Source organism: Deinococcus aerophilus (assembly GCF_014647075.1).
Classification (GTDB): Bacteria; Deinococcota; Deinococci; order Deinococcales; family Deinococcaceae; genus Deinococcus; species Deinococcus aerophilus.
Genome location: NZ_BMOM01000004.1, coordinates 126,936 through 142,962 on the forward strand (window position 1 = coordinate 126,936; position 16,027 = coordinate 142,962).

Below are 16,027 nucleotides of genomic sequence, written 5' to 3' on the forward strand. Positions count from 1 at the left end.
GGCGCTCGCTTCCTTTCCGCCGGCTCAGGATGGGCCGTCAACGGGTGAGGGCGTCATCCGACAGCAGAAATTCCAGCACCCGGTCACGCATGGCGCGGCTGGTGTAGTGGCCGACCCCCGGCAGGACCGCTTCGTGAAAGTGGTTGCTGCGGCCTGCCCGGGCGTAAGCGCCGTGCAATGCCGTCGCCGTTGGAACATGGTGTGCGCTTGGCCCGAACACCGGGTCGCTGTCGCCGCTCGCCAGCAGCAGCGGAATGTGCGGGAAGTCGTCCGCATGGGTGATGGGCCGGTTGTCCTCCAGAAAGGTTCGCAGCTCGCTGCGGTGGACCTCCGGTTCCTCCCACACGCCGGAGGTGATCAGGGCCGCTGCCCGCCTGACCCGCGTTTCGGTACGGGCCAGGGTCAGGGCCACGTAGCCGCCCATGCTGGAGCCGACCACGAACGCCGGCAGCGGCCCGAGGCGGTCGGCCAGCGCGTCCAGCAGGGCCGGAGCCTCGGCCACCGTACGGCGCACACTTTCCCAGACATACTCGCGGGCATTCAGGCCGGGCGGCGCGTCGGCTTGCCGTTCGCCGTGCAGGGCGGCGTCCGGAACCACCACGGCCACGCCGCGTGCGGCCAGGTCCGCATACACGCCCAGCTTGCCTTCCTTGGTGGCCCAGGCTCCGTGGTAGACCGGGCACACGGCCCGAACGGCCTCGCCCTCCGGCGGCAATTCCAGCAGACAGGGAATGCCGGCCAGAACGTGCCGCTCGATGCGGTAGGGCCGCCCGTTCACCGTGGGTGTGGCGTGCGGGTCAGCTGCCTGAAAGGTGCGGGTCATGGGCACGGTATACGTGAAGCGGGCCCATCCGCGTTCCAGCGCCACACATCGGGATTCTTGAGGTTTGCCCAGCCGGTGTAGTCCAGCTCCAGCGTCAGGGCGAGCAGATTGCCGTGGGTAAACACGGCGGTCATGCCGTGAGGGTCGCGGGCCCCGGCCAGGGTAGCGGTCGCCCGCGCCCGCGCCGCGGGGCCGGATTCGCCGCCGGGCAGACACAGGTCCGGATCGCTGAAGCTCTCGCGCAGCCGGTCCTGCCAGTCGGCGCGGTCGGTCCCGGACAGCACCCGCTCGGTCAGGCGTTCGTCGGTTTCGATGCTCAGGCCGAGCCGCTGCGCCAGAGGCCGCGCCGTGTCCACTGCCCGCACCCACGGACTGCTGACGATGCGGGTGATGCCCAGGGGGACCAGCCGGGGCGCCAGCCGCCGCGCCGCTTCCTCGCCCTCGGGGGTCAGCGGCGCGTTCGGGGCCTGTCCGGCGGCCCTGGCGTGCCGGATCAGCAGAAAGTCGCCGCTCATCCTGTTTCTCCCTGGCTCGCTTGTTTTCTCAGGATGCGGATCTGGCCCCGGTGGCTTACCTCGTCCTCCATAACGTGAAACCAGGCCCAGTGGTGGTTCATGGCCTCGAATCCGGGGACGGTCAGCCGGGACGCGAGCCACCGATCATCTTTGCCACCAAAGGCCTTCAAGGTGGCGGCGCGGGAGGCCTCCAGTTCGGCGAGCAATCCGTTCAGGCTCTGGCCGGTGGGGGGCGGTGGGCCTTCTGTGCCCATGGACAGGGCGCCCAGCATGGCGGGATCGGCTTCTTCGTAGGCACGCTCCTCAAACGAGACGTGGTGGTACAGCCGGTCCACCGCCGCGATGTGCGCCAGCAGCATCCCGATGGAGTTGCTGAAGCCCTGCGGCACGGCGTCCAGCTGCTGGGTGGTCAGGCCCTGGACCGCGTGCAGGGTCGTCATTCGGGCGTAGTTCATCATCTGCACCAGCACGCTGATCTGAGGCGTGTACCGGGCATCCGGCTCTATGTGGGCCCAGGAGTCGTTGGACATGCAGGAAGTGTAAGGGGCGTGGTTTCTCTCGGCGGACGCACCTGCGACCGGCCGGTGCGCGTCAGAGGACGGCCCCCAGGCGGCGCAGTTCGGTTTGCAGGGCCCCTGGGTCCACATCCCGCACCCGTCCGCCATGCCCGCGTGCAGCCCACGCGGCGGCGATTCCGGCGGCCTCGCCCATGCTGTGGCAGTTCTGCTGCACGCGGATGGCCGACTGCGCCTCGAAGGTGCTGCTCGCCGCTCGCCCCGGCACCAGCAGGTTGGCCACCCCGACCGGAACAAGCGCCCGGTAGGGAATCTCGTGGTAGGCGTCCTTCGCAAAGTACGGCGCGCCGCCGTCGCGCTCGTGCAGCAGCCGTGCGCCGCCCTTGACCGAATGAATATCCACCGGGTAGTGGTTGTGGCAGATGGAGTCCGCAAAGCGGGCGCAGTCCAGGATGTCTTCCAGCGTCAGCGTGTACTCGCCCACGATGCGCCTTGACTCGCGCACGCCGACCATGGGGGCGACCACGCCGATGTAGGCCGCCTCACAGCCGGGCAGGAAGCTGCGGCAGAAGGCGGTCAGCCGGTCAATGGCCCCGCGCCCGTCGGTCTGCGCCGCGCTGAGCTGCCACGGATCGGCTCCGTCGTGCAGTTCGGGCCGGATGCGCGGGCAGTTGAAGCTGATCTCGCCGGGGCGGCCCGGTACGCTGAAACCCTGGAAGTAGTCGCCGTCGCGCTCCAGCAGCACGCCCTGTGTCACCGCCCGCCGGAACAGCGGCTCCAGCGAGCTGTTCCGGCCCCAGACCATCCAGAAGTGCAGGAAATTCTCGCCGGTCTGTCCCTGCCCGTTCGCGTTCAGGAAGGCGCACAGCCGCGCCGTGTCCACTCCGGCCAGTGTGAAGCGCAGGCTCATGGCCTGATGCACGCCGTCCTCGTCGCCCGCGTGGAAGGGTACCCCGGCCCGCGCCGCCACGTCCGCGTCCCCGGTGGCGTCGATGAATACATCGGCCCCCAGGGCCTGCAGCCCTCCCTTGTTGTGGATGACGAGGGCCGTGAGGCGGTCTCCTTCCCGCAGGGGCTCCACGATATGCGTGTGGTACAGCACCTCGCCGCCCGCCTCCAGCAGCATCTGCTCCAGCACGAACTTCATGCCCTCGGGGTTGAACCAGTTGTCGTTGCCGCCGGGGTCCACCGCGCCGTCGCCGCGGGCGAGCAGCCGCGCCTTGAGTTCGTCGGTCAGGCCCCGGTTGAGGTTCTCGCCCGCCGAGACGTTGCGCATCAGCGGCGTGACCCAGGCGTTCGTGCCGGTACCGCCCAGACTGCCCTGCGCCTCGACCACCAGCACCCGCGCACCGGCCCGCGCCGCCGCGATGCCGGCGATGGCTCCCGCCGTGCCGCCCCCGGCAACAATCACGTCCCAGGTCCGGGAGAGGGTCCGGTAGGGGAGGAGCGGTCCGCTCACGAAACGTTCTCTCCGGTGATTGGCCGCAGGTGGGGGTGAGAAGGCAGCACCGGCTTTTCTTGCCGGGGGGATTCCTGGCCCTGCCACATGACGAAAAAGACCGGTGAAAGCAGGCTCATCCTTTCACCGCTCCCTCCAGGCCCTTCATGAAATACTTCTGCCCGAAGGCAAAGACGATCAGAATGGGGATGATGGTGATCACCGCGCCCGCCATCACCGCGCGGCTGTTGGTGGAAAAGGTGCCGCTGAGTTCCAGCAGGCCCGCCGAGAGCGGCAGCAGGTTCTTGTCGGGCAGCATGATGCGCGCCCACAGAAACGAGTTCCAGTATGCCACGAATTCCAGGATGGCGAAGGCCGCGATGGTGGGCGTTGCCAGCGGCAGCATGATGCGCCGCCAGATGGTCAGCTCAGGGGCGCCGTCGATGCGCGCGGCCTCGATCAGCTCCTGCGGAATGCCCAGGTACGCCTGCCGCAGCAGAAACAGCCCCACGATGGAGGCCAGCCCCGGCAGCACCACCGCGAGGTACTGCCGGACCGCGTCGATCACCGGGTTGGTCTGTTGCAGCAGCCCCAGCTTGATGGTGGTGATGTAGTTGACGATCAGCCCCGACTCGTTGGGCAGGACCATCAGTGCCAGGATGGCGTAGAAGATCAGGTCACGGCCCGGAAAACGCATCTTCGCCAGCGGGTAGGCGGCCAGGGTGGCCAGCGTGACCGTCAGGGACACGCCCAGCGTGCAGATGATCAGGCTGTTGAGGATCAGCCGCCAGAACGGCACGGTGGTGCCCTTCCACATCTCGGCGTAGTTGCGCAGGCCCACCGCCTGGGGCACGATCTTGGCCTCATAGATGTTGCCGGTCGGCTCGAGACTGGTAATGAGGGTCCAGTAGAACGGATACAGCATGATCAGGGCGATGGCGATCAGCACGGTGTAGGCCAGCAGATCGGTCAGGCGGCGGCGCTGCCTGCGCCGGGCCTTGAGCCGGGCGGCGGCGGCGGCAAACGAATCGGGCTGAACGGGTGCGGGGCGCGTCTCAAGCATCGGCGCGTCCTCCCCTCGTCAGGCGGAAGTTGATCAGCCCGAACAGGATGGAGATCACGGCAATGATGATGCCCCCGGCGGCGGCCAGGCCGTACTGAAAGTCCTGAAAGGCGCGCGAGTAGGTGTAGAACAGTGCGGTGTAGGTGCTGCCGGCGGGGCCGCCCTGGGTCATCACGTAGATTTCCTCGAATACCTTGATGGCGCTGATGGTAGACAGCAGGCTGCACACCAGTATTGTGGGCCGCAGCCCCGGCAACGTGATGTTCCAGAAGACCTGCGTGCGGCCCGCGCCGTCGATGGTGGCGGCCTCCTCCAGCTCCGGGCTGATGCTCTGCAGGCCCGCGAGGTACAGCACCATGTAGTAGCCGATGCCCTTCCACAGCGTCACGAACATCACGGCGTACAGGGCGGTCGCCGGATTGTTCAGAAAGCTGCCGCCCCGGTGCAGGCCCAGGAAACCCAGCACCGCGTTCACCGGTCCCTCCTGCTGGTACATCCAGTTCCAGATCAACCCTACCACCGCAAAACTCGTCACCACCGGGACATAGAAGGCCGTGCGGAAAAAACCGATGCCGCGCATGGGCCGGTTGACCAGCAGCGCCACCAGAATGGCGACCACCTGAATCACCGGCACCACCAGGATGTACTTCAAGCTGTTCTTCAGCCCCGACCAGAACTGCTCGTCGCGCAGCAGTTCGCGGAAGTTGTCCAGGCCCACCCACTGCGGCGGACTGATGATGTTGTACTTCGTGAACGCCAGATACGTGCCGAAGATCACCGGCCAAGTGTGGTACACGACCAGCAGAGTCAGGAACGGCAGCAAGAAGGCGTAGGCGATCAGCGTGTTGCGCGCGGTCACTTTCGCGCCCGTGCCGCCGGCCCGGTGCTGTTCGCGGCGCGACAGGCGCCGGGAGGGGGTGGTCATGGGGGGAAGTGTAGCGAAAGACAGGAAGTTGGTCGTGCAAAGACGTGCAACAGGGACAGGATTCCTTGCCCCGGCGGTGGGACCGCCTGGACGGCGGGTCCGAACCTTGCCCCCTGACCGGTAAGCCATGAAAAAGCCCCCGCCCACAGGGAACGGAGACTGATTTTACGCAAGCTGGACGTTCAGACCTTAGTGTCCGTCTCCATCCTGCGCTTCGCGCTTGCCCTCGTCGTAGCTGGCGTGGGCCTCTTTGTTGTGAACTTCCGCCTTGGCGCGGTCCTCCATGGCCTTGGCCTTGTCGCCGGCGTTTTCCATGGTGCTGCCTCCCACCTTGGATGCCAGGTCATGTCCGGCGGCGCGGGCGCGGTCGGCCCCCTCATTGATCTTGGCCTTGGCGGAATCCAGCATGTTCCCGGCGGTGCTCTTGTCATCGCTCATTGAATGACCTCCTGAAGTGTGAATTTCCGTTTGGGGAAGTTCCCGTTGGGATTTCACCAAGCTGCCGCGCCGGCCACCGGCTGTGGTGAGTCCGGGCTTCAGGACAGGCCACGTTTGGGTGACCTTTTCTGAAGCCAACCCTCATGCGGCAATTTGGACCCGGCACAAACCCGGTCAGTAACACGCGCATCCGCCGCATGTCATGGCCGGGCGCGTTAGATTGGCCGTTATGAGCAGCCATATTCAGGTGCCCAGCCAGGGCGAGAAGATCAGCATGCAGGGCGGCAAGTTGCAGGTTCCCAACCATCCCGTGATTCCCTTCGTGGAGGGCGACGGCACCGGCCCCGACATCTGGAAGGCCAGCGTGCGGGTGCTCGACGCCGCCGTGGAGAAGGCCTACGGCAGCGAGCGCAAGATCGAGTGGATGGAAGTCTACGCGGGTGAGAAGAGCGTGCAGGTTTACGGTGAAGGGCAGTGGCTGCCGCAGGAAACGCTCGACGCCTTCAACGAGTACCTCTTCGGCATCAAGGGCCCGCTCACCACGCCGGTCGGCGGCGGCATCCGCAGCATCAACGTGGCGCTGCGTCAGGAACTCGATCTGTACGCGTGCGTGCGTCCGGTGCAGTACTTCGCGGGTGTGCCCAGCCCCCTCAAGCGCCCCGAGGACGTGGACATGGTGATCTTCCGCGAGAACACCGAGGACATTTATGCGGGTATCGAGTACATGGCCGGCACGCCCGAGGCCGACAAGATGCGCGACTTCCTGATGAACTCGATGGGCGTCAAGAAGATCCGTTTCCCCGGCTCCTCCTCGTTCGGCATCAAGCCGGTTTCCAGGGAAGGCACCGAGCGCCTGGTGCGCGCCGCCATCCAGTACGCCATCGACAATGACCGCAAGAGCGTGTCGCTGGTCCATAAGGGCAACATCATGAAGTTTACGGAAGGGGCCTTCCGCGACTGGGGCTACGACCTCGCCAAGCGTGAATTCGGGGCCAAGGAGATTGACGGCGGCCCGTGGTGCGAACTGCCCGGCGGCATCGTGATCAAGGACGTGATCGCCGACAACTTCCTGCAGCAGATTCTGCTGCGCCCCAAGGAATACGACGTGATTGCTACCCTGAACCTCAACGGTGACTACGTCTCCGACGCCCTGGCCGCGCAGGTCGGCGGCATCGGGATCGCGCCCGGCGCGAACATCAACTACGTCAGCGGCCACGCCATCTTCGAGGCCACCCACGGCACCGCGCCCAAGTACGCGGGCAAGAACGTCATCAACCCCAGCTCGGTGATTCTCTCGGGCGAGATGATGCTGCGCTACATGGGCTGGACCGAGGCCGCCGACCTGATCCTGAAGGGTCTGGACCAGACCATCCAGCAGAAGGTCGTCACCTATGACTTCGCCCGCAACATGGACGGCGCCAAGGAAGTCAAGACCAGCGAGTTCGCTGACGCGATCATCGCGAACATGGCCTGAGACAGGCAGTTGAAAGGGGCCGGGGCGCAAGCCTGCGGCTCCTTTTCCGTTCTGCAGAGAAGAGAGGCGGGGGCGACGGCCCTGCCACACTGCCCGCGCCGTGCCCACCCCGCGCATCCCCTGCACTATCCTGCCCGCATGGCACGGCTGATCCTGGCAATCCTGGGCGTGGTCCTTCTGGCGGTGGTGTCCCTGGCGCTGGTGTGGCTGCTGGGGCAGGTGCTCGTGGGGCTGGGGGTATTTGTGGTGGGCCTGGCCGCCGTGTTGTCGCGGCTGCTGTGGTTCCTGATCGTGGCAGGCGCGCTGGCCGGGCTGGTGTACTTTCTGGCCAGCGCGTGGCGGCCCTCGGTCCGGGCGGGCGGCGCGGGAGAGGACCAGTCGGAACCCACACCGCTCCGCACCTCACCGGCTCCCCACAAGCCCCGGCCATGAGCCATGCGGACCGCTTTCTGGGCCGGGCCGGAGTGTACGCGGCCGCCCGTCCGGAGTATCCGGCGGCGCTGGGCGGGTGGTTGGGAGGACTGGGTCTGCTCGCGGGCCGGGTGGCGGATGTGGGGGCGGGCACCGGTCTGTTCACGCGGTTGCTGCTCGCGCACGGCACGGGTCCCGGATTCGCGGTGGACGCCGTGGAGCCCAATCCGGACATGCGTGCCCGGCTGGAGGGGAGCCTGGAGCCGGAGGTGGCCGCCGGTCGCCTGAGCGTGCGGGCCGGAACCTCGGAGGCCACGGGGCTGCCCGCACGCTCGGTGTCGCTGATCACGGCCGCGCAGGCGGCCCACTGGTTCGCTCCGGTCCCCACGCTGCGTGAATTCCGGCGGGTGCTGAGGCCCGGCGGGCGCATCCTGTTCGTCTGGAACGACTGGCGCGGCGTGCAGACGCCCTTCAATGCCGCCTACCGTGAGGTCGTGGCCGGGTTCAGCCGCGAGGACGGCGAACTCCTCTCGCGGGTGCCCGAGTCGGAACTGCCCGGCTTCATGCCGGGCGGCTTCGAGGTCCGGACCTTCGAGAATCCGGTGCGTTTCACCCGTGAGCGTCTGCACGCGCTGGCGGGCAGCGTCAGCTATCTGCCTGCGCCGGACGCCCCGGAGTTCTCGGCGATGACGCGGCGGCTCGACGGGGCCTTTGAGAGGTATGGAGTGGACGGTCAGGTCACGTTGACCTACTGCACGCACGCCTTCCTGGGCCGGCTGGACTGAGCCGCCTGTCCCCGGCCTGCTAGCCTGCGGCCATGCGTTACCGAGTCTTCAACGAACAGGATTACGCGGCCTTGCAGGCGCTCGACCTCGACATCCAGCGCCATCTGGATTCTGCCTTCGATGGCCTCCCCGAACGCGAGCGCCAGGGCCGCCTGCATACCAGTCTGCCCGCCCTGAAATTCTATGAGCGCAGCGAGCACTCCTTCGTGGCCGAGGAGGGCATCGACGAGACGGGCAAGGTCCTGCGGGGCTTTGCCTTTGCGCAGCCGGTGTGGCAGGGCGACCGGCCCATCGTGCTTGTCCGTACTGTCAGCGTGTTTCCGGGGGCCCCGGCCGAGACGGCCAGCAGCCTGCTGCACGCCGTGATCAAGAGTGCCTACGACGCAGCCGTGTATGAGGTGCATTTTCCGGTTCCCCCGGCGCTGGAGCAGGCGGCCGGCGCGGAGCAGGCCGTCACCGTGGGGGCGTATGCGGTGCGTCACCTGGGGACCCGGCTGGAGACGGCTCCCGGCGCGCCGGACCAGTCTGGAGTGCAGGGCGCATAATGGCGGGCATGACGAATTCCGCCACCCGTGTGCTGCTGGGCGTCCGCGGCATGTCCCGTGAGGCCGGTGAGCGCGTGTCCGCCGCCCTGAAGGACCTGCCCGGCGTTGAGAAGGCCACGCCCGATGAGGGCCAGATCGAAGTGCATTACGACCCCACCCGCCTGACCGTCATGGATCTGGTGCGTGCCGTGCGTGCCCAGGGCTTCCTGGCCGGGATGCTGTAACCCCGGTGGCCCTGGGTTATGTCGGGGTCCTCACGGTGCGCGTGGAGATGCCGTGGGTGGGCAACCTCAAGGAAAAACGTGCCCTGGTGCGGCCGGTCGTCGAGCGCCTCAAGGCCCGCTTTCCGCTGACGGTGGCCCGGCTGGACGGTCTGGACGCCCACGACTGGGAAGTCATCGGCGTGGCGACCATCAGCAACGATTACCACTGGGTCCAGGAAACCCTCAAGATGGCCGCCGACTACATCGCCAGTGAGGGACCGTACCGCGTCACCTCCGAGGAAACCGAGATCACCGTACTGGGCGGGGACGACGGAGAAGCGGACGCCTCCGGGATGGAGGAGGCCGACTGGTAGGACTGACCTCGGGTCCCCACGGCAAAGGCGGCAGGGCACTGGACCCTGCCGCCCCCTTTTGTTGCCTACTTGTTCAGTTCACTTTTAAGGTTCCGGAAGCCTTCCGGACGGTCCAGCACGCGCAGGTTGAGCACGTTGGGGCCGCTGAGTTCCGAGACCCGTTCGGTGGCACAGTCGTACTTGGCGGTCGTCTTGCGCATGATGGGCCAGACCACGGCGGCGGCCCGCCCGGCCACATCGCGCCGGGGCACCGGGCCAAACAGGCGCGAGTCTTCCGAGCCGTTCATGGTGCGGTTGTCGCCCATCACGAAGTACTGCCCGGCGGGCACGGTGATCTCGGGCTGGTCGGGCATCACACCCGCGCGGCTGGAGGTGGCCCCGTTCGCCAGCTCGCTCTGGGTGTCCCAGCAGCCCTGCTGACGCCAGTAGTCGGTGGTCCAGCTGGAGTCCAGCTTCACGTCGTTGATGAAGACCTCGCCGGCCTCCACCCGGATGCGGTCGCCGGGCAGGCCGATCAGGCGCTTGATCAGAAAGGGGCGGTAGTTCCACAGGCCCAGGAAGTTCTTGTTGAGGTTGGGGATCTGTGCGGCGGCCTCGCGCGGCGGCTTGAAGATCACGATGTCGCCCCGGCTGAACTCGCCCACCCCGGCCTTGTGCAGCCAGGTTTCGTATTTGGGCACAAAAACGCGCTCGCGGTCACGCAGGTTGGGCATCATGCTGACGCCGTCCACGCCGACCAGGGTCGCCACGAACTGGGTAATCACCACCGCGAAGACAATGGGTTCCAGGAATTCCTTCCACACTTTCTGGAGGGCGGTGGGGCCAGCGGAGTTGAGTCTGGTCATGCACCGCGCAGGATAGCGGATTGGCCGCGTCCCGCTGGGGAGATGGCTCCGGCGGCCGGTCTGCGCTGGGCCGCGTGTGCCCCGGCACCACGCCACATGTTCACGACAGCAGGGCGCTCAGGCGCGGCAGTTCCCGCGTGGCCGCGTCCTTTCCCGCCAGGATGGCCTGCTCGGTGCGGTTGAAATTCATCAGGTCAATGTTGCCCAGGACCGGGCGCAGCAACACGTCCGGGCGGTACAGGCTCAGCCGGGCGTCGGTCAGGCCCGCCTGCATGATCTCCACCGAGCGGCGCAGCGCCCGCACCGGCCCCAGACCGGCCTCTCTTTTCCACAACAGCACCCGCCGTTCGTGCAGTTCCAGCGGATCCGGGGCCGTGACGTCCACCGCCACGACGCGGCGCACTCCGAAGAACAGCGCGGCGTCCACCGGCACCTGATTGACGATGCCGCCGTCGGCGAGCAACATGTCGTCCACGGGCACACTGTCAAGTGCGCCGGGATAGGCGCTGGTGGCGCGCAGGGCGGTGAAGAGGTCGCCGCGCGTCAGGTACAGGCCCCGGCCGGTGAGCAGATCGGTGGCGGTCAGGGCCAGCGGCAACTGAAGTTCCTCGAAGGTGCGCGGCAGGTGTCCGGCCAGCCAGTCCTCCATGGCCGAGATGCGGATCAGGCCGGTGCCGGGACGCCAGTCCAGCAACCGCCGCCACGACACGCCCGCCGAGATGCGTTCCAGGTCCGCGCCGCTGTACCCCGCCGCGACGAAGGCCCCCACCAGCCCCCCCATGCTCGTTCCGGCCACCACGCTGGGCCGCAGCCCCGCGTCTTCCAGCACCCGCCACACGCCGATGTGGGCCAGCCCGCGTGCGCCGCCGCCGCCCAGCACAAGTCCGTAACCCTTCATGGCACGGATTGTAGGCATCCCGGCGGCCCTCAGGGGCAGCCATGCCCCCAGCGGCCGCCGCTGCCAGGGCTACCCACCGGCACGGCAAGTGCGGTAGCGTGGGCCAAATGCCTGTTGCAGGACAGCTGGTGGGAGACGGAATTCGGCTGGTCCGGCCGCTCGGACGCGGCTCCCACAGCCTGGTTTATTTCGCGGTGGACGCGAGCGGTCAACCATGTGCCGTCAAGATCTTCCAGCCGCATCTGACGGTCTTTGCTGACCGCGAGTACCAGCATGCCTGCGGGCTGGACCATCCCCGGCTGGTCCACCTGCTGGGCCGCGCCAGCGTGGATGATCAGCCGGCCCTGATCACCACCCTGGCACGCGGGCAGGTGCTGTTCCAGCGCTATGCCCGGCGGCCCGCCGCCCGGTACGAGCGGCGGGCCTTTCTGCTTACCCTGGCCCACCTGCTGGGCGCACTGGGCTACCTGCACAGCCGCAGGCTGGTGCACCGAGACATCAAGCCCGAGAACATCCTGGTCGAGCCGGACGGCAGCGCCAAGCTGGTGGATCTGGACCTCGCGGGGCCCGCCTTTGAGACCTTCGAGGTGCCCACCCGCTTTGGTACGGCGGCCTTCCAGAGCCCCGAGGCGGCGCGTGGTGAGGCGCTGGGCCCGGAGAGCGACCTGTACGGGGTGGGCGTGCTGCTCGGCTGGGGCCTGTACGGACAGCTGATCTGCCCCGACGAGGCCCTGCCGGAGCTGAATGATCCCCTGCTTCCCCTGTACGGCGCCCTGACCCGTCAGGACCGCCGCCGCCGCCCTGACGACGCCTGCTGGGTGCGTCAGGAACTGCTGCGCCTGGCCGCACTGCCCCTGTAGGCGGCCAGGACGCTGGGCGGCCGGCCCAGGCCCGGTGTCAGGCCGGGCGCAGGATCCGGGCCTCGTGGGGCCGCAGGGGCGCGCCGCTGGCCGGCCGGTCATTGCAGGAACTGAGCAGCGTCTCGCCGGCTGCCAGATCGCCCAGGGTGTGTTCCCCGGCCCCGAAGTTCAGCAGCACGGTCACCTGCGCTCCGTCCAGGCAACGCCGGAAAGCGAACACTTCCTGCGGGGCGTCCACGCTGGAATAGTCGCCGCCGACCAGGGCCGGGGTGTCGCGGCGCAGGCGGGTCAGCGCCCGGAAGTAGTTCAGGTCGCTGTGTGGATCGGCCTCCTGGGCCTCCACATTCACGCGGTGGGAATCGTCGGCCAGCGGCAACCATGGGCTCACTCCTTCCGCGGTGAAGCCCGCGCCCGGCGTGGCGTCCCACTGCATGGGGGTGCGCTCGGGGTCGCGGCCCTCGGCGGGCACGTCCGGCTGCTGCAGTCCGGCGGGGTCCACCTGCAGGTGCAGCGGGATGTCCACGTTCTGCATGCCGATCTCGTCGCCGTAATACACCGTGGGCGTGCCGCGCAGCGTCAGCAGCAGGGTCTGGGCCACCCGGTACTGCGCGGCCCCCACCCGGGTCTTGAAACGGTGCTGGTCATGGTTGCCCAGCACCCAGTTGGGCCAGCTGCCGTCCGCCCGGCACGCGGCGTCGTAGTGGTCGCCAAAATCGCGCACCAGTCCGGCGTCCCAGCCCTGCAGAATCAGGTGAAAATTGAACGGCAGATGCACCATCGGGTTCTCGGCGGTGCCCGCATAGGGCAACAATTGCGCCACCGGCAGGTAGATCTCGCCCACCATCATGCGGTCGTCGAACTCGTCCAGCACGGCGCGCATCTCGCGGATGTAATCGTGTGTCTCGGGCTGGTCCTGGGTGTAGATGTGGTCCAGTTTGGCCTTTTCCGGGTCGCCGGGTTTCCATTCGGGGCGCACCGGCTCGTCCAGAAAACGCTCGTCCTCGGCGAGCAGCCAGATTACGTCCACCCGGAAGCCGTCCACGCCCCGGCGCATCCAGAAGCGCAGCACGTCGAACATGGCCTCCCGCACCGCGGGATTGCGCCAGTTCAGGTCCGGCTGGCTGGGCAGAAACTGGTGCAGGTAGTACTGGCCGCTGACCGGGTCCAGCGTCCACGCCGGGCCGCCAAAAAACGAGGTCCAGTTGTTGGGCACGCCGCCGTCCGGGGCAGGGTCGCGCCACACGTACCAGTCGCGCTTGGGGCTGTCCTTGCCCTGCAGGGCTTCCTGAAACCACGCGTGGTCGCTGGAGGTGTGGTTGGGCACGTAGTCCAGCATCAGCTTGAGGCCCAGGCGGTGCGCCTCGGCGACCAGGGCGTCAAAGTCGGCCAGCGTGCCGAACAGCGGATCGATGTCGCAGTAGTCGGCCACGTCATAGCCGAAATCACGCATGGGACTGGTAAAGATGGGGGAGAGCCACGCCGCGTCCACCCCCAGCCCGGCGAGGTACGGCAGGCGGCGGGTGATGCCCGGCAGGTCCCCCACCCCGTCCCCGTTGCTGTCCTGAAACGACCGGGGGTAGATCTGATAGATGATTCCGCTCTGCCACCATTTCAGGGGTCCGGCCGTCTGTACCGCTTCGTTCATGACGGGAGGCTAGCAGGAAACATGCCGGAACTGAATCGATTCAGCTCGGCTGTCTAGAGAACCGGGACCGGGATGCAGCTGTCCCGGCGCAGGCCACGAGAAGCGGCGGACCCTGACCTGGTCCGCCGCTTCTCGTGAACGCTGGTCTTACTGTGTGCTGCGGGGGTCAAGGACGTCCCGCAGGCCGTCTCCCAGCAGGTTGAAGCCCAGCACCGTCAGGAAGATGGCGAGGCCGGGGAAGATCATGGTCCACGGGTAGTCCACGTAGTACTGGCGCGAGTCGCTGATCATGGTGCCCCACTCGGGCAGCGGGGGCTGCGCGCCGATGCCCAGGAAGCCCAGTGCGGCGACCTCGATGGTGGCGGTGGCGATGCTCAGCGCGCCCTGCACGATCAGCGGCGAGAGGCTGTTGGGCAGCACGTGCCGGAAGATCATGCGCCCCTGCGAGGCTCCCAGCGCGCCGGCAGCCTGCACGAACTCAAGCTCGCGCACGCTCAGGACCACGCTGCGGGCCAGACGCAGGTACACCGGCACCTGCACCAGCGACACGGCCAGCATGGCGGTCACCAGTTGCGGACTGTTCAGCGCAAACAGCCGGTCCATCGCCGCGATCAGAAACGGCGGACTGTCCACGCTGAAGATGCTGGCAAAGCCGATGGCAAGCAGGATGCTCGGGAAGGCCAGCATCACGTCGCTGAGGTAGCCCAGCACGCTGTCGAGCCAGCCGCCGAAATACCCGGCGAGCACCCCGAGCAGCGAGCCCACCACCAGCGCGAGCACGGTGCTGACCACGCCGACCTTGAGGGAGATGCGGGTGCCGTGCAGCACGCGGGCAAACATGTCGCGGCCCAGGTTGTCGGTGCCGAAGGGCGCGGCCCATAGGTTGAGTTCGCCCGTCACCGGGTCGGTGTAGGTTTCGCGGGCCTCAGGGTTCCACAGCGCCGTGATGCTCGGCGGCTTGAGGTTCAAGCGGTAGTTGCGGTCGGTGGTGGGATCGTAGGGCCGGAGCACCTGCGCGAAGACCGCCAGCAGAACGAAAACCAGAACGATGACCGCGCCGATCTTGCCGGGCGTGCTCTTGCGAAAACGCCGCCAGAAGATGCTGTCCTGCTTGCGGGCGGGCGCGGCAGTGGGAGTGGTGGTGGTCATAGGGCCCTCACTAGTTGTACTGAATCCGGGGGTCGAGGGCCGCGTAGCTCAGGTCGACCAGCAGGTTCACGAGGCTGACCACGAGCGCGGCGAAGATCACGCCGCCCTGAATGATGGGATAGTCACGCTGGCTGATGGCCTCGTAGACCCACGAGCCGATGCCCGGCCACGAGAAGATGGTCTCGGTGAGCACCGCGCCGCCCAGCAGTGCGCCCGCCTGCAGGCCGATGACCGTGACGACCGGCAGCAGCGCATTGCGCAGCGCATGCTTGATGGTCACGGCGTTGGCGGCCAGTCCCTTGGCGCGGGCCGTACGCACGTAGTCCTGGCCCAGCACGTCCAGCAGGCTGCTGCGCGTGATGCGCGAGATGATCGCCAGCGGAATGCTGCCCAGCGCGATGGCGGGCAGGATCAGGTGCCGCAGGGCGTCCCAGAAGGCACCCCAGTTGCCGGTGATGATCGAGTCGAGCAGATAGAAGCCGGTCACGGGCTGCAGGTTGAACTCGTAGCCCAGCCGGGCGCTCGGGGGAAGCCAGCCCAGCTTGACCGCGAAGAAGTACGACAGCAGCAGGCCCAGCCAGAACACCGGCATGCTGACCCCCACCAGACTGATGCCGGTCGCGAGGTTGTCCCAGCCGCTGTTGCGCCGCAGGGCCGCCAGAATGCCGGCGGGCATGCCCACGATCAGGGCGAAGAACAGCGCGGCGATGCTCAGCTCCGCCGTGGCCGGAAAGCGCGCGGCCAGCTCATTGCGAACCGGGATGTTGCTTTTCAGACCGCTGCCCAGGTCGCCCTGCAGCAGCGCGCCGATGTACTTGGGGTACTGCGCTTCAAGCGGATTGGCCGGGTTAAAAAACCACGGCTTGTTCAGGCCCAGCTGCTCGCGCAGGGCCGCCGCCGCTTCCGGGGTGGCCCGCTCGCCCAGCATGGCGACGGCGGGATCGCCGGGAATAGAACGCACAAACACAAACACCACCAGGCTGATGCCCAGCATGACCAGCACGGTCCGCAACAGGCGGCGGATCAGGTAACTGCCCAAAGCAGACCTCCTTGGATTCGCGTCACGCGAAGCCGGAACAAAGAACGAAAAAGGATGGGCCAACCTGCACCGGTCCGGGCAG

General features: G+C 67.5%; 19 protein-coding genes. 7 read left to right on the plus strand and 12 right to left on the minus strand.

The features are described from left to right. Nucleotides 1–37 precede the first annotated feature (37 nt). The 7 genes from IEY21_RS04060 to IEY21_RS04090 form a co-directional block, all read right to left on the minus strand. Nucleotides 38–823 carry an alpha/beta hydrolase family protein gene (locus IEY21_RS04060; protein WP_188901623.1) on the minus strand — a complete coding sequence of 262 codons (786 nt, stop codon included), beginning with the start codon at nt 821–823 and terminating at the stop codon, nt 38–40. Next, the gene (locus tag IEY21_RS04065; protein WP_188901625.1) at nt 820–1,338 is read right to left on the minus strand and encodes a histidine phosphatase family protein; all 519 of its coding nucleotides are present in this window, start codon (nt 1,336–1,338) and stop codon (nt 820–822) included. The genes IEY21_RS04060 and IEY21_RS04065 overlap by 4 nt, the downstream gene beginning before the upstream one ends. Further along, complete coding sequence (locus IEY21_RS04070) at nt 1,335–1,868, minus strand: DinB family protein (RefSeq protein ID WP_188901627.1); 534 nt, start codon at nt 1,866–1,868, stop codon at nt 1,335–1,337. Before IEY21_RS04070 ends, IEY21_RS04065 begins: the two co-directional genes overlap by 4 nt. 61 nt (nt 1,869–1,929) lie before the next feature. Beyond that, complete coding sequence (locus IEY21_RS04075) at nt 1,930–3,312, minus strand: FAD-dependent oxidoreductase (protein ID WP_188901629.1); 1,383 nt, start codon at nt 3,310–3,312, stop codon at nt 1,930–1,932. 115 nt (nt 3,313–3,427) lie between these two features. Next, complete coding sequence (locus IEY21_RS04080) at nt 3,428–4,354, minus strand: carbohydrate ABC transporter permease (protein ID WP_188901631.1); 927 nt, start codon at nt 4,352–4,354, stop codon at nt 3,428–3,430. Further along, nucleotides 4,347–5,279 (minus strand): carbohydrate ABC transporter permease, encoded by a 933-nt coding sequence (locus IEY21_RS04085; RefSeq protein WP_188901633.1) that lies wholly within the window; start codon nt 5,277–5,279, stop codon nt 4,347–4,349. The genes IEY21_RS04080 and IEY21_RS04085 overlap by 8 nt, the downstream gene beginning before the upstream one ends. 189 nt (nt 5,280–5,468) lie before the next feature. Next, a complete protein-coding gene (locus IEY21_RS04090; protein WP_188901635.1) occupies nt 5,469–5,717 on the minus strand; it encodes a hypothetical protein in 249 nt (82 codons plus the stop codon). A 229-nt stretch (nt 5,718–5,946) separates the two neighbouring features. Here IEY21_RS04090 and icd point away from each other — a divergent pair, with 229 nt between their 5' ends. The 6 genes from icd (at nt 5,947) to IEY21_RS04120 (ending at nt 9,509) form a co-directional block, all read left to right on the plus strand. Further along, the gene (gene icd, locus IEY21_RS04095; RefSeq protein ID WP_188901637.1) at nt 5,947–7,191 is read left to right on the plus strand and encodes an NADP-dependent isocitrate dehydrogenase; all 1,245 of its coding nucleotides are present in this window, start codon (nt 5,947–5,949) and stop codon (nt 7,189–7,191) included. A gap of 138 nt (nt 7,192–7,329) precedes the next feature. Beyond that, complete coding sequence (locus IEY21_RS04100) at nt 7,330–7,623, plus strand: hypothetical protein (RefSeq protein WP_229752868.1); 294 nt, start codon at nt 7,330–7,332, stop codon at nt 7,621–7,623. Then, complete coding sequence (locus IEY21_RS04105) at nt 7,620–8,387, plus strand: class I SAM-dependent methyltransferase (protein WP_188901639.1); 768 nt, start codon at nt 7,620–7,622, stop codon at nt 8,385–8,387. Before IEY21_RS04100 ends, IEY21_RS04105 begins: the two co-directional genes overlap by 4 nt. 32 nt (nt 8,388–8,419) lie before the next feature. Continuing rightward, nucleotides 8,420–8,932: a DUF1999 domain-containing protein gene (locus tag IEY21_RS04110; protein WP_188901641.1), complete on the plus strand. Its 513-nt coding sequence runs from the start codon at nt 8,420–8,422 to the stop codon at nt 8,930–8,932. Then, nucleotides 8,932–9,156 carry a heavy-metal-associated domain-containing protein gene (locus IEY21_RS04115; protein WP_188901643.1) on the plus strand — a complete coding sequence of 75 codons (225 nt, stop codon included), beginning with the start codon at nt 8,932–8,934 and terminating at the stop codon, nt 9,154–9,156. The genes IEY21_RS04110 and IEY21_RS04115 overlap by 1 nt, the downstream gene beginning before the upstream one ends. Before the next feature lie 5 nt (nt 9,157–9,161). Beyond that, nucleotides 9,162–9,509, plus strand: coding sequence for a DUF503 domain-containing protein (locus IEY21_RS04120; RefSeq protein ID WP_188901645.1), 348 nt, complete (start codon nt 9,162–9,164; stop codon nt 9,507–9,509). A gap of 65 nt (nt 9,510–9,574) precedes the next feature. On the opposite strand, the gene lepB is transcribed toward IEY21_RS04120, so the two are convergent. Together lepB and IEY21_RS04130 are read right to left on the minus strand one after the other, a co-directional pair. Further along, nucleotides 9,575–10,354: a signal peptidase I gene (gene lepB / locus IEY21_RS04125; RefSeq protein WP_188901647.1), complete on the minus strand. Its 780-nt coding sequence runs from the start codon at nt 10,352–10,354 to the stop codon at nt 9,575–9,577. A 100-nt stretch (nt 10,355–10,454) separates the two neighbouring features. Beyond that, nucleotides 10,455–11,252, minus strand: a complete 798-nt coding sequence (locus tag IEY21_RS04130) for a patatin-like phospholipase family protein (RefSeq protein ID WP_188901649.1) — start codon at nt 11,250–11,252, stop codon at nt 10,455–10,457. A 107-nt stretch (nt 11,253–11,359) separates the two neighbouring features. On the opposite strand from IEY21_RS04130, the gene IEY21_RS04135 reads away from it, so the two are divergent. Beyond that, the gene (locus tag IEY21_RS04135) at nt 11,360–12,112 is read left to right on the plus strand and encodes a serine/threonine-protein kinase (RefSeq protein ID WP_188901651.1); all 753 of its coding nucleotides are present in this window, start codon (nt 11,360–11,362) and stop codon (nt 12,110–12,112) included. Nucleotides 12,113–12,149: 37 nt separating this feature from the next. Here IEY21_RS04135 and IEY21_RS04140 read toward each other — a convergent pair whose 3' ends face one another. The 3 genes from IEY21_RS04140 to IEY21_RS04150 all read right to left on the minus strand — a co-directional run bounded on the left by IEY21_RS04140 (nt 12,150) and on the right by IEY21_RS04150 (nt 15,945). Further along, entirely contained in the window at nt 12,150–13,757 is a 1,608-nt protein-coding gene (locus IEY21_RS04140) for an alpha-amylase family glycosyl hydrolase (RefSeq protein ID WP_188901653.1), read from the minus strand. Nucleotides 13,758–13,904: 147 nt separating this feature from the next. Further along, complete coding sequence (locus IEY21_RS04145; RefSeq protein WP_188901656.1) at nt 13,905–14,906, minus strand: ABC transporter permease; 1,002 nt, start codon at nt 14,904–14,906, stop codon at nt 13,905–13,907. Between the two features lie 10 nt (nt 14,907–14,916). After that, complete coding sequence (locus IEY21_RS04150) at nt 14,917–15,945, minus strand: ABC transporter permease (protein WP_188901658.1); 1,029 nt, start codon at nt 15,943–15,945, stop codon at nt 14,917–14,919. Between the last annotated feature and the right edge of the window lie 82 nt (nt 15,946–16,027).